Source organism: Phycisphaerae bacterium (assembly GCA_035275405.1).
GTDB lineage: Bacteria > Planctomycetota > Phycisphaerae > UBA1845 > UTPLA1 > DATEMU01.
In genome coordinates this window covers 506,179-519,369 of the sequence record DATEMU010000003.1, presented here as the reverse complement: position 1 = coordinate 519,369, position 13,191 = coordinate 506,179, and the positions used below count along the sequence as shown (strand labels likewise).

The window sequence follows — 13,191 nt, the reverse complement described above, 5'->3', positions numbered from 1 at the left end:
TCATGGCATCCACGATCCGCTACCGATGGTTCGTCAAAGGCGATCTCGACGGCTTCTTCGGCCTCGCTGTCGACAACCTCGTGCAAGTGCTCGTCATCGTCGCGCTGTGCACGCAGCTCTGCGGATTTACCGACGAGCTCGTCTACCACCGCGTCCTGCCGGGTATCGCCGTCAGCCTGCTCATCGGCAACCTGTACTACGCCCTGCACGCCCGGCGGGTCGCGCGGCGCGACGGCAACCCGACCTGCACCGCCCTGCCTTACGGCATCAACACGCCGTCCGTCTTCGCGTACATCCTCTTCATCCTCGCCCCGGTCTATCAGCGCTTCTCCGCCGAACTCGGCCCGGAGCAGGCGGGCGAGTTGGCGTGGAAGGTCGGGCTCGTCGCCTGCATCGGCAGCGGGGTCATTGAATTTCTCGGGGCCTTCATCGGCGGCTGGGTCCGCCGCGTCACGCCGCGGGCGGCGCTGCTCTCCGCCCTTGCGGCGATCGGCGTTATCTTCATCGCCAGCCCCTTCGCCTTTCAGATCTACGAGCGACCGCTCGTGGCGATGGTGCCGCTGTTTGTCGTGCTGATCGGCTACTTCGCGCGCGTACGATTTCCGCTCGGCATGCCCAGCGGTCTCGTCGCACTGGCGCTGGGAACAATCCTCGCGTGGACGCTGCCGCTGATTTCCGGTCTGGGGCCAAAGATGATGAGCACCGGCGACGTGACGACCGCGTGGGAAGGCGTCCGCGCGACGATCGGCGGGTTCGTGCAGCAGCCCGCCTGGAACAAGCTGCTCGAGCCGCACTTCTTCGGCCGCGAGATCGTCGATCTGTTCCGCGATCATCCCGATCTGCTCTGGTCGTTTCTCGGCGTGATCGTTCCGATGGGCCTGATCAACGCGATCGGCTCGCTGCAGAACATTGAATCGGCCGAGGCCGCGGGCGATCGCTTCTCGACCGGCCCGTGCATGGCGGTCAACGGCGTCGGGACGATCGCGGCGGGTCTGTTCGGGAGCTGCTTCCCGACGACGATCTACATCGGCCATCCCGGCTGGAAGGCCCTGGGGGCGCGGTGCGGGTATTCGATCATCAACGGCCTCTTTTTCACGGTCGTGTTCATCCTGGGACTGGGGCAGCTCACCTTCGCCGTGATCCCGATGGAGGCGGGCATGGCGATCGTGCTCTACATCGGTGTCATCATCGCGGCACAAAGCTACGAGGCCGTGCCGACGCGGCACTACCCGGCCGTCGCCCTAGGCTTCTTCCCGGCCGTGGCCATGATGGCGGTCTTCCTGATGCCGCATGTCCTTCAGGGAATCGGGGCGAGCGGCGGGATACTGCCCATGATCCAGCAGCACGGAAATGCGCTGGAGGATGCCGCGCGACGCACCGACGCATGGTGGCCGATCGGCGTGTACGCGCTGGCCGGGGCCAACAGCGGCTTCGTCATCACGGGGATGATCATCTCGGCGATCACGGCGTTTCTGATCGACCGGCGGTTCAAGACGGCGGGGATCTGGTGCCTGATCGCCGCGGTCGTAACACTGCTGGGCTTCCACCACGCCTATCGCATCGAGCCGGGGGCGCACGAGTTCACGCCGCGCGAGCTGCTCGTCTGGCAGCGGACGGAAGCCGCATTCGACAATACCCCGCTGCACCTCGCCGCACCGGAGGGGACCTTCTTCCATCGCGGCTATCGCATCGCGGCCGGCTATGCCCTTGCGGCGCTGTTGATGTTCTTCATTCACGCCATGCGAATGCGGCGGTCAGGCTTCACCGATATTGAGGTCGACATCCACGGCCTCCCACCCCCGCCCGAGCCGCCCTCGGCCCAGATCACGCAAAAAGTCTTTGAACGGGCCACCGAATCAGAGCCGCGACCGTAGCGGCCCCCGCTCTGTCGGGGCCGACGAGATTTCAATTCCGGGAGTGACTCTCGACGAACACCTCACCGTCCGCCACAGAGGGCGGACGCTACTTCTCTGCACCGCGCGTCGTCGGCTGCGAAGTCGTCTGCGCTGGTCGGTTCCGCATCGCCGGATTGAGGATCACCCAGCCGTGGTCTTTGGGGCGCGGAGTGGGCCCATGCTCCAATGGGCGCTCCAAGCGCCTTACGTCTCCGCCGTTGTCCTCGTTCTTGTCATCGTCGCTGATCGTCCAGGTTTTGATGCCTTCGGGAATGATCGCGTAGCGGATCGGATTTCCGTCGATCGGGTCAATGGGCACGGCATTGAGATACTCAGGAACAAGCTCATCGAGTCTTTCCGGCCACCGGCCGTTTGCCAGCCGGAAACGCTCGGCCCCAACGGCGGCGCAGAGGGCGCGATTCCGCCCTACGTTGCGAACGAACAGCACCATGGGGCGAGAGAAGCTCGAAAACAATAGCTTCGACACGACACAATACCTAGGCAGGTTGCTGACCGCATGGTCTACCCTCATCGACGCATTGACCAAACTCGAATCCGGCGGTCCGGTGGAGGCGACCAGTTGCTCGAATTGGTCTAAGGCCAGCGCCGTGTCGATGGATTGAATAACGGGTAGGGCCGTCCACCAAGAGGGCATTGGCATCGTCGGCGGGCTGCTTCCCGTCGAGCGCATCCACTGTATTGAATCGAGGAAAAAAACGCGTTCTCCGATCAGGGCCTTTTTCATGTCCGGTTGTGTTTCATGCCGTGTCAACTGGGTCTGAATATCGCGTAGCGCCGACTCGTCCATCCCGCAGAGGTTGATGCATCGTTCGAGCGTTTCCTGCAATCGGGCCGTTAAGGCTATTTGTACGAGTGCGGTAATCAGAAGACTCTCGCCGTCCATCAGATGGGTGAGGCCTATTCCATCACGCAGACACGTCGTCGCTTTGTCCCTGTCTTGTAGCTGCGCGGCGGTATACGCTTCCAACATCAGCCCCTTGCCGACCGTCCCTATCTCGGACAGCCCCGAGAGCGACATGTTGATCGCCGGGGTGCTCCATTGGAGCTTGTAGTAGCTGCGCGGGAGTCGAAGCGCGACATGCAGTTCATTCAGGACGCTTCCCGCCTGTGAAAGAAACTCCTGGCTGGCACGGATGGCCGATGCATCGCACAGTTCTCCAGTGGGGGGAGCGACGAACGAGCCCAGGAAGGGGAGCAAGGCAATCTCATCGCCCAGCGGTCGTAGGCCCGAGAGCCTCTTCCCAGCCGCCTCGACTGCGACCGCCCTATTGTCCGCGTCGGGGATATCCGGCCGCTGAGAAAGAATGTCGGCGATTGTCGACGGCTCACCGCGGGCGCGAATCGCGGCAATGTGGGCTGTCACGGCGTCTTCGTTGCGTCGGTCAAGTTGCCAGATCAGAGCGGCGACACAAACAAACAGAATCGCCAAGGCCGTGACGACCGGGTGCCTGCGGACCCAGCCGCGTCGCTGATCCCTCGCGGTGGGTGGAGAATCGCCGATGGGGTCCCGAGAGTCCATGCGGGATATTCTACGCCCGCCGGTGCGGGCTTCCCAACAAGCGCCGCATGCGCAGCCGCCGAAACTCAGGGCGGCACGATTCGAACTTGTGACCTCCTGGCCTCAAACCAGACGCTCACGCTGGGAAACTCTTATTGCACAGGCCGGCTCGTCGGCTGCGAGGTCGCAGGTTGCGTGGTGGTCGGTGCGGGGCGGTTGCGTAGCGACGGATTCAGAATGACCCAGCCGTAGTCCATCGGCCGATCCTTAGTTCTATTGCCTGTTCGCGACTCAAGTCGCCTTACATCGCCGCCGTTATCCTCGTTCTTGTCGTCGTCGCAGATCGTCCACGTTTTCATGCCCTCGGGGATGATCGCGTAGCGGATCGACTTGCCGTCGATGGGGTCGAGCGGCACGGCGTCGAGATATTTCGGAACGAGATCATCGAGCTTTTCCGGCCAACAATCGTTGGCAAGTCGAAATCGCTCGGCCGCGATGGCGGCGCGGAGGGCGCGATTGGAGCCGACAGTGCGGACCCAGAGCACAATGGAACGCGAGAGGCTCGGAAGCATTATTCTCGACATGACGCAATACATGGGAAGGCGCTCGGCGGCCCCGTCAAGAGTCGTTATGGCCTTGATGGTGCGCCCATTGGGTGTGCCAACAGCGCTGACCAGAAGATTGTATTGATCAAGGCCACACGAAATGTCCAAGGGCGGAAGTATCGGTATGTACCTCCAGAGCGACTCGGGGCCCGGCGATCCCTGACTTCCAGTAAGTGTGGTTATCGCACTGGGCCCGCTGGTTCGAACCCATTGAAGGGTGTCGAGAAAAATAATGCGTTCCCCATAGTAAGCCTGCTTCATGTCGGGGTAGGCTTCTGATTCCTGGAGGGCGATATGTAACTTACGAAGTGATGCGTCACTGAGGCCGCATTGATTGATGCACCGTTCGACTGAATCCTGCATCAGTGAGGTCGTGGCGAGTTGGACCAGCGCGCCGATGAGGGTGCTGCTGCCATCGAGCGCGCGTGTCATTGGCGTCATGTCGAGAAGAAGTTGTTCGGCCCTTTGACGTTGGTCCTTTTGGGCCGCGATGAGGGATTCCAGGACAAGAATCTTGGATGCCTGCCGCAGGTCGGACAATTCTGGTATCAGAACATTGATCGCCGGAGTGCTCCAGTTAAGCGCCAAATAGCTTCGCTCAAGTTTGAGCGCCTTGTGAAGCTCGCCCAGGGCCTCGTCGGCGCGATCCAGATAGGAGTCGCTGGCCATAAGCATGTCATCGTTCCAGCGCTCTCCGGTTGGCGGCAATCTTCCGTTGCCCAGATAGGGAATCGACTTGGACTCTTCTTCATTTATTCTGACGGCCATGCTTGCGCGGCCGGCGCTCGCCAGTTGAAAAGCCATATTCTCATCGTCGGAGATCCGCGGTTGCGCGTATAGGATGTCCTGAACGGTCACCGGCTCGCCACGATCGCGGATGGCAGCGATGCGCCTCTCCAGCGCTCGTTCCGCCTGATCGTTGGCGAACCAAACCGCCGCGACGAGCATCGCGGTGAAGACCAGAAAGCCTGTCACAACCGGATGCCGCCGCACCCAGCCGCGCGAGGCCCGCCGATTCTCCGCGGGTGAAGTGGAATCGCCGCCGGGGTCCCGAGAGTCCATGCAGAACATTCTATGAGGTCCGCGATTAGAAGGGGAACGCTTCTTTATAATCGTCGCCTTTTTGTCGCCGCGGTGAGCGACAAAGGACGAGGTCGAATCTCGCCGTTGTCCGGTTATAATCCCGTCTCTACGGGGCGTAGCTCAGCCTGGTCAGAGCGCCTGGTTTGGGTCCAGGAGGTCGCAAGTTCGAATCTTGTCGCCCCGATTGACCTTTCGAGCTGTCGGATTGACCGCCGGCCGTTCGATGGGATCACCATTCAATACCTGAGGCGGCCCGTCCACTCGCGGCCATCCGACTTAAAGGAGCCGGTATTTTTGCAGCTTGTAGCGCAGGCGATCGCGCGTCAGGTTTAACAATTGTGCGGCCTGGACCTGATTGTTTTTCGTGCGCGTCATCGCCTCCCGCAACAGATGCGATTCCAGTTCGTTGAGCTTGTTGAGGTCGAAGCCTGACGTCGGAAGCGCGAAGCTCTCCACATCGCCGGACCACGGAGCCGGCTCTGACCGGCCCAGGGCCAGATCCTCGGGGACGATCGCTTCGCCCTTGCACAACAAAACCGCGCGTTCAATCACGTTTCGCAGTTCTCGCACATTACCCGGCCAGGCGTAGCCGTTGAGCTTCTCCTGTGTCTCCGGCGTCACGCGTTTGACGTTTTTCTTGAACTCGCGGGCGAAGTGGTCCACAAAGTGAGTCGTGAGCAGTTCAATATCCTCGCCGCGGGCGCGTAACGGCGGCAGATCGATGCTGACCACGTTCAGTCGGTAGTACAGGTCTTCGCGAAACTTCCCCTCTTTGATGATTTTCTGGATATCCCGGTTGGTCGCCGCGATGACGCGCACGTCCACGGAGATTTCCTTGACGCCGCCCACGCGGCGAAAGGACTTTTCTTCGAGAAACCGAAGCAGCTTGGCCTGAAGAACGGGCGGCATGTCCCCGACTTCGTCGAGGAATACCGTCCCACCGTCCGCCAATTCAATCAACCCTCGCTTCTTTTGTTTGGCGTCGGTGAACGCGCCGCGCTCGTGACCGAAAAGTTCGCTCTCCAATAGGTTTTCGGGGATCGCGGTGCAGGTAATGTTCATAAAGGGGCGGTGGGCGCGATCCGAATTGTAATGGACGGTCTTGGCCACGAGGTCCTTTCCCGTGCCGCTCTCGCCGCAAAGAAAGACCGTCGATGAGCCGCTTCTGGCGACATCGCAAATGACGCCAAAAAGCTTCGTCATCGCCGGGCAGCGTCCCAGAATGCGGTCAAAGCCGAATTCCCCCTGCAACCTGGTCCGCAAGTCGCGAAGCTCGCGCTTCAGTCGCGTCGTCTCCAGCGCCTTCGCGACGGTCAGCATCAGCTCGTCCATTTTGAAGGGCTTGCCGACATAGTCGATGGCGCCCAACTTCATCGCTTCCACAGCATTTTCCACGTTGCTATAGGCCGTCATCATCAGAACGACGATGTCCTTGTCGGACTCGCGCAGCTTGCGCAGGACCTCCAGGCCCGTCTTGTCGGGCAGCTTGTAGTCCAGCATGACGAGATCGAAGAGTTCGTCGCCAAGCTTGGTAAGCCCCTCGGTCGCTGTCGGGGCCTCGTCCGCACTGTAGCCCTCCTCGACGAAGCGTTGGCGCAACGTCCAGCGAATTAGCTTCTCGTCTTCGATGATCAGGATGCGAGGCTTATTCATGAAATTCCCGTTTCAGCGAAACCCACGCGTTCCGGCAGTTCGACGGTGACCCGAGTACCGTGGCCGGGGCGGCTGTCCAGCGTGATGGTCCCTCCGTGCGATTCCACGATTCGCTTGCAGATGGCCAGGCCCAGCCCGGTCCCCTTGGCCTTGGTCGTGTAGAAGGGCTCGAAGGCTCGATCGAGAACGTCGCGGGTCATGCCGATGCCGTCGTCCTCGATGACAATCTTTTTGGAAGTCGCAGCGGGCAGCACGCGACATTGTATGGTACCGCCGTTTTGACAAGCATGTGCCGCATTAATCAATAAATTGGTCAGGACTTGCTGGATTTGGGCCTCGTCGATCTCCATCGCCGATTCACTATCGGCCGGGTTGCACTCAATACGCACGCCTCGAAACGCCGGCTCTTCGCGCAGCAGCACCAGCGCCCGCTGCAGAAGCTGATAGATGGGGACGGGCGCCGTGACGGGCGGCTTGGGCCGTGCGTAAATCAGGAGATCCTTGACGGCGGCGTCCAGTCGGTCGATCTGGCGCAAGGCCTCCTCGATGATCTCCTTGTGCGGATGATCGTCGTCGAGTTCCTGACCGAGGATCTGAATCGCCCCACTGATACCCGCGAGGGGGTTTTTGATCTCGTGGGCGAGGGAAGCGGCAAGTTCCCCGACCGCCGCCAGATGCTCCGACTTGTTGAGCTTGGTTTGATAATGGTCTTGTTCGATGGCCTGCAGTCGAGAGACGAGGTCCTCCCGGTAGGTCTCGTTCATAATGGCCAGTTCGATGTCGAGCAGCTTATGCAGAGCCCCGAGCTTACGGTCGATGTCGGGGGGTTTGAGTTCACGGATCTTTGTCGCGAGCCCCAGGCGAACGACGTTCATTGCCGTAAACATATAGTGCTGCGGGAGATCCACCCGCACATGGGTTCTTCCGATCCGCGCCCGGCGATCGTAATAGGCGTCGTCATACCGGCCCTCGAAGAGTTCGGTGAGCCACAGACGGAGGGACTTCTTGAGCCGCTCGATCATCCCCGGGTCGATTGCAAAAACAGCTTTGGCGCGAGGATGGCGAGAGAGAGTTGTGTAAAAGACCTCTATCACTTCCGAAAAACACCCGGACAGGGGGGCCTTAAGCTCCATCAAGGCCCTAGCATCAGCCTCGTCAAAGCCGACATACTGCTTCATTTCCTCGAATAACTCGTGTGGCACACCGGGATTATATCGCCTAAGGCGAGCAAGCCGAACCGGTCGATCTGGCGAAGGGGACGGCGCAGCGGGCGCCCTATCGGATGGGCCTTTTCGAGGCTTTTCCGGCGTGGAATCGATTGGCATGATGACCCTGCGACCTCTAGTTGCGTCGTAACAGGCAATAAGGATGCCAGGGAACACCCGCCACCACAGCGGTTTGGAGGGCCATTCGAACCACTTTGCTGCGGAATTATTCGCAGTTTCTGCGGAAAGTCCCGCAGTTGCGACTCTTTGCGCTTTCAAAGTTGCTGCCAGCGAATCAGCCCTCGTACGGTTCAAAGACACGCCTGGTTTGGCACACTTCTTGCACGGCGAATCGTCAGGCGACACGGAGGTCCGACCGGTGGTACCCCGTTGTTTGCCGTAGGCTCGCGGGCGCGGGCTCTCTGCGCCCCCATTCGGGAGACTCGCCATGCTCGTCAACGATTACATGACGCCGGACCCTTTGACCGTGTCCACGGATGAGCGCGTCGAGCGGATCGCCGAGTTGATCCGCGCGCATGGCATCCGGCAGGTGCCGGTGGTGGACAACGCCCATCGACTCGTTGGGATCGTGACCGACCGAGACCTTCGGTCGGCCGGCGGTTTCGACAGGAAGGCCGAGGCCCAGCTTGTGGCCGAGGATGTCATGAGCACGAACCTGGTGACAATCATCCCAGGCGCGGACCTGGCCGAAGCGGCGCATCTGCTCTACGAGCATCGCGTCGGCGCGCTACCGGTCGTGATGGGCGAACACGTCGTGGGGATGCTCTCGACACGCGATCTGCTTCGACGGCTGATTGAGCTGTCGGAGGAAAACGTTACGCTCGCCGCGCATCACTATGATCCGGCGTATCCGTTCTGAGGCCGTGTCGGCCAAGGGTGGAGTGGGATTCGAGCGGGTGGGCGAAAGAAGAGGAGGTCGCACCATGAACATGCGCGAGATGGCCTGTTGGCTGCGCGAAGAACACAACAAGCTCAACGTCCTGTCCGCCGCGTTGCAGGAAAAGACCGCCGTTGTCCCGCGCATCCATCAGCAGAAGTGGATCGCCGACGTGCGGGAGTCGTTCGACCACCTCCGCGCCCACCTGACCAAGCACATGTCCCTGGAGGAACGCGACGGATACATGCTGCCGATCGTGGAGAGGCGGCCGATGCTGTCCCGCGAAGTGGACCGGCTGGCACATGAGCATGGGGAGATGCAGCGGCTGCTCAACGATATCCACGAGGACCTGGGCCGGTTGCACCCGGAAGATGCGCTGCTGATCCGCGACGCCTGTCGGCGGATCCAAAACCTGCTCCAGTACGTGGAACACCATGAAAAGGACGAGAATCTGCTGGTGATGTCGACGTATGGCGAGGATCTCGGGACGGAGGATTGAAGGGCGCGAGACGGCGCGCGATCCGCGCGATCTGTTGTGGGAAAAAACTCCCGAGGCGTCACACGGGGTCCAACTCAAACTGCAATTCCACCGTCATGACGTCGCAGGGCTCGCCTTCGACGACGATGTTTTCGACCGTGATCGACTGGAAGTCCTCGGCTTCGACGATCAGCGTGAAGGTCCCCGGAACCCCGTAGGCGCCGCCGTAGACGGCAGGGGCGATTTCGTCCATCTCATAGTCCAGGACGCCGTCGGTCAGCGTGAGGTCCGCGCCGGGGATCGCCTGGAGCGTGGCGGAGCTAGTGAGCGAGACGACCACGGCGGGATCGGGGAGCACCGGAAGTTGGCAGGGGGAGAGCGGCGGCGGGCAGGTGATCCCGAGCGAGCAAATTGCTAGTGCCGAAAGTGTGATAAGCAGTGGATAGCGCATGAGTCGGCTCTTGTTGGGCGAGGCGGGGTATATTGCAACCGCTGAGAACCGGGGCCGCAATCGCTACAGGATCTCACTGGCCGCCATGGCCTTGAGCCGCGCCCAGCGGCGATCAACTTCGTCCTGGACCTCCTTGGCCACGGCTGCATAGTCGGGCGTCGCGAGATGTGCAAAGGCCCCGCCCATTTTCTTCAGCGCTTCCGTGATCGGGATCTTCTTGCCGCTGGACTCCGGGTCCACGGTGATGCGGGTGATGCCGTGCTCGATCTCATAGAGCGGGTGCATGCAGGCATTCACCGCGGCCTCGACCGCCGACGGGCCGACGTGCTCGTCCATACCCCAGTTCAGCGGACAGACGGAGAGGGCCTTCACAAAAGCAAACCCGCCGGCGCGGACGGTCGTCTGGGCCTTGCGGGCCTTGCGGATCATGTCGAGGGCGTGCGACTCGCAGCACGTCGCCAGGTACGGTGCGAAAGTGCCGCGGAGGATCTCGATGATCTCCTTGTGGTGCGTCGTCTTCCCGGTTTGCTGCGGGCCGAAGTGCGCGTTGCTGTTTTTCTGGCCTTTGAAGCCGCTGTAGCAGAGCTGCGCGCCGGTGTTCATGTAGCCCTTGTTGTCGTATTCGAAGTGAATGAACGGGTCGTTGCGGAGGGCCGCACCGATGACCTGGTCGATGCCGATGTCGTCGCCGCCATCGCCGCTGACGGAGATGACGGTCACGTCCTCGGGCAGTTCGCCGCGGCGTTTGAAGCGCTTGACCATCTCGACCACGCCGGTGGCCGTGGACGAATTGTTATGAAAGAGATTGTGGAAGTACGGGACCTTGAAGCTGGTCAGCGGATATCCAGTGGTGACGACCATGCCGCAGCCCGTGTTAAAGAGCAGGCAGACATGGCCGTCAATTCCACGGAGGAAGAGGTTCAGGCTGGTGAAGATGCCGCAGCCGGGGCACGCGCTGTGCTTTTCAAAGCGCGTCGGCATGTTGGACAGCACCTTGAGGTTGACCTTGCCGTCCATGCCGGCGTTGAGCGAGCACTGCTGTGCGCTCAGGGGATCCAGAGTGCGCTGCGGATGGTAACTCTCGTCGCCGGCCCAGGCGCCGTGATAGGTCTTGTGCGGGGCGAAGGAGAAGAAGGGGCGGTCGGAATCGGCGGTCGGTGAGCGACTCGAGGTCGTCGGCTTTGGGACGATTTCGTCGTCGAGTACGGCATCAGCGTACATCCGTAGCGCGTCGTCTTTGGTGAAATTCAAACCGCCAATGCCGTAGGTTCGCTGGATGATGGAGGCGTGATTGCGACGGCGCTGAAGGGCCGCACCGATTTCATTCGCGAGATAGTTGTTCGCACCGTACTGGCTGCCTCGCTCAGCGACGACGATGGATCCGGCGTCGCCCAGCGCCTCGACGATTTGCCTCTCGGGCCACGGACGCAACACCGTGGGGATGACGAGATTGACGGGCTCGCCGCGGCGATTGAGCGCGTCCACGGCGTCCTTGGCCGCCTCACCGGCGGTATTGAGCGCGACGAGACAGCGCTCCGCTCCGAGTTCGCCGTATTGCTGCACGAAGGCGTACGATCGACCGGTCAGGGCCGCAAATTCCTTGAAAATCGCCGGCAGGATCTCATACGCCTTCGCGAACTTGAGGTCCATCTGGACCTTGGCGTTGATCAGATCGTCGTTCATGTACGGGCCGAAGGTACGAGGGTGTCCGAAATCGAGTAGGCTGAAGCGGCCACCCTCGCCTTTAAGCGTTTTCTTGAACGGCAGCGGCCCGACGAAGCGGCGAACGTCCTCGGCGTCGGCGAAGACGTGTATGCGCCGATTGGCATGCGAAGTATGGAATCCGTCATAGGCCACGATGGCGGGCAGGTTCACGGCCTCGGCCACGCGAATCGCGATGATGTTCATGTCGTACGCGGCCTGGACCGTCGGCGCGAGGAACGTGAGCCAGCCCCAGCCGAGCGTGGCGTAGAGGTCGGAGTGTCCGTTTTTGATGTTGAGCGGGGCGGACACGTCGCGTGTCGAGAGATTCAGCACCATCGGCAGGCCCAGGCCGGAGATGGCGGGCATCTGCTCGGCCTTCAGCAGCAGGCCGTTGGCGCTGGTGACATCCACCGCGCGACCGCCGGCGACGGCGACGCCCGTGCAGATGCCCAGCGCCGCAAGTTCGCTGGTGGCGACAATGAAGGAGAGGTCAGCCTTGCCCTCGGCGAAGGCCTTGGAGACGACTTCGCCGACGTCCGAGGACGGGGTGATCGGATAGTACCCCTCGGCGTCGTAGCCGATGTCAAGAATCGCCCGGGCAACGGCCTCGTTGCCGTTGCCGAGCCAGACGGATTGCCTGGCAACGGGATTTGGCGCGACGGCGGGCGGTAGTTCTGTGAGAGAAGCGGACATTAAAGATTCCTTCCTGTCAGGCGTAGTCGAACGTCAGCGCCTTGCCCTTCTTGGTGTCCGGACAGACTTCGACGCAGCGCATGCACCCTTTGCAGAACTTCTCGTCAATGCCCAGCATTCGGCCTTCGCGCCACAGCAGCCCGCCGGGATCGGAACAGATGGTGAGGCAGATTCCGCACGAATTGCACGCCGCGGCATCAAAGCGCGGGACATGTCCGCGGCCGGCGACGCGGTTGTCGCGGTTCAAAGTCGAGTGGGTCAGGGCATCAATGGTCCCGCCGTTGAGCATGTTGCGCCAGCCGAGGGGCCCGCGCGTCACTGCGGCCGGCCCCGCCGCGGCACGGCCGTTGCCTTCAAAGGCCTGAGAATGGATGCCGGACAAGGCGGCGGAGAAAGCGGCCATGTTGGCCTCGGCGGCCCGCGGCCACTGGCCGGCGATGACTTCCCTGACCTTTTCGTCCGGGAACCCCAACTCGTGGGACAGCGCGGCAACGAGCGGCATGTTCAGCCGGCTCTTGCACTCAAACGCGATCTTCGTCGCATCGAGACACACGACCTTGCCGCCTTGCATCCCCAGCATACGGCGAATCTGTTCCGGCGGCTTGACGCTATTCACGATGCAGACCGCCTGAGGCGCGAGGGCGGCCCCCAGGTCCAGCGGCTCGATGAGGTCGTCGTGAAAGACCACAAGAAAGTTGGCCGTGGTGGTCGGTCCCGATTGGCGGACCGGCGTATCCACCTGGCAGAATCGGACGGAGACGTCCGTCGCCGTCCCTTTTTTTTCGGATCCGTAGCGGGCGTCGTATCCGCCGTCGAGCCCGAACCAGGCGCAGCCGATCTTGAAGAGGAGTTTGCCGCCCATGTTGGCGCCGTCCCCGCCCAGCGCCGTCATCAGGACATTGCAGAATCCCAGATCGTCTTTTACCGGCAGCGTGTAGTTTTCGATCACCGTTCAACTCCGTGGATGTAGGGCATCCGTCCTTCCCGAACATGAGCAAGAGGCGTGC

Annotated in this window: 10 protein-coding genes and 1 tRNA gene; 4 read left to right on the top strand and 7 right to left on the bottom strand. The window is 61.7% G+C overall.

All coding sequences use genetic code 11. The features are described from left to right. The first annotated feature begins 2 nt into the window (after window positions 1-2). Complete coding sequence (locus VJZ71_04065; GenBank protein ID HKQ47229.1) at window positions 3-1,874, top strand: NCS2 family permease; 1,872 nt, start codon at window positions 3-5, stop codon at window positions 1,872-1,874. An 88-nt stretch (window positions 1,875-1,962) separates the two neighbouring features. Here the strand turns inward: VJZ71_04065 and VJZ71_04060 are convergent, their stop codons facing one another. Both VJZ71_04060 and VJZ71_04055 read right to left on the bottom strand, forming a co-directional pair. Next, window positions 1,963-3,435: a hypothetical protein gene (locus VJZ71_04060; GenBank protein HKQ47228.1), complete on the bottom strand. Its 1,473-nt coding sequence runs from the start codon at window positions 3,433-3,435 to the stop codon at window positions 1,963-1,965. Between the two features lie 131 nt (window positions 3,436-3,566). Then, window positions 3,567-5,081 carry a hypothetical protein gene (locus VJZ71_04055; GenBank protein HKQ47227.1) on the bottom strand — a complete coding sequence of 505 codons (1,515 nt, stop codon included), beginning with the start codon at window positions 5,079-5,081 and terminating at the stop codon, window positions 3,567-3,569. A gap of 130 nt (window positions 5,082-5,211) precedes the next feature. On the opposite strand from VJZ71_04055, the gene VJZ71_04050 reads away from it, so the two are divergent. After that, window positions 5,212-5,286, top strand: a tRNA-Pro gene (locus VJZ71_04050). 92 nt (window positions 5,287-5,378) lie between these two features. Here VJZ71_04050 and VJZ71_04045 read toward each other — a convergent pair. After that, window positions 5,379-6,755 (bottom strand): sigma-54 dependent transcriptional regulator, encoded by a 1,377-nt coding sequence (locus VJZ71_04045; GenBank protein ID HKQ47226.1) that lies wholly within the window; start codon window positions 6,753-6,755, stop codon window positions 5,379-5,381. Continuing rightward, window positions 6,752-8,080 (bottom strand): protoglobin domain-containing protein, encoded by a 1,329-nt coding sequence (locus VJZ71_04040; GenBank protein HKQ47225.1) that lies wholly within the window; start codon window positions 8,078-8,080, stop codon window positions 6,752-6,754. Before VJZ71_04040 ends, VJZ71_04045 begins: the two co-directional genes overlap by 4 nt. 328 nt (window positions 8,081-8,408) lie before the next feature. Here VJZ71_04040 and VJZ71_04035 point away from each other — a divergent pair, with 328 nt between their 5' ends. Together VJZ71_04035 and VJZ71_04030 are read left to right on the top strand one after the other, a co-directional pair. Next, complete coding sequence (locus tag VJZ71_04035; protein HKQ47224.1) at window positions 8,409-8,840, top strand: CBS domain-containing protein; 432 nt, start codon at window positions 8,409-8,411, stop codon at window positions 8,838-8,840. Between the two features lie 64 nt (window positions 8,841-8,904). Continuing rightward, complete coding sequence (locus tag VJZ71_04030) at window positions 8,905-9,357, top strand: hemerythrin domain-containing protein (protein HKQ47223.1); 453 nt, start codon at window positions 8,905-8,907, stop codon at window positions 9,355-9,357. 58 nt (window positions 9,358-9,415) lie between these two features. Here VJZ71_04030 and VJZ71_04025 read toward each other — a convergent pair whose 3' ends face one another. The 3 genes from VJZ71_04025 to VJZ71_04015 form a co-directional block, all read right to left on the bottom strand. After that, window positions 9,416-9,787: a hypothetical protein gene (locus VJZ71_04025; GenBank protein HKQ47222.1), complete on the bottom strand. Its 372-nt coding sequence runs from the start codon at window positions 9,785-9,787 to the stop codon at window positions 9,416-9,418. A gap of 63 nt (window positions 9,788-9,850) precedes the next feature. Then, window positions 9,851-12,184, bottom strand: coding sequence for a thiamine pyrophosphate-dependent enzyme (locus VJZ71_04020; protein ID HKQ47221.1), 2,334 nt, complete (start codon window positions 12,182-12,184; stop codon window positions 9,851-9,853). A gap of 16 nt (window positions 12,185-12,200) precedes the next feature. After that, entirely contained in the window at window positions 12,201-13,133 is a 933-nt protein-coding gene (locus VJZ71_04015; GenBank protein ID HKQ47220.1) for a 2-oxoacid:acceptor oxidoreductase family protein, read from the bottom strand. Between the last annotated feature and the right edge of the window lie 58 nt (window positions 13,134-13,191).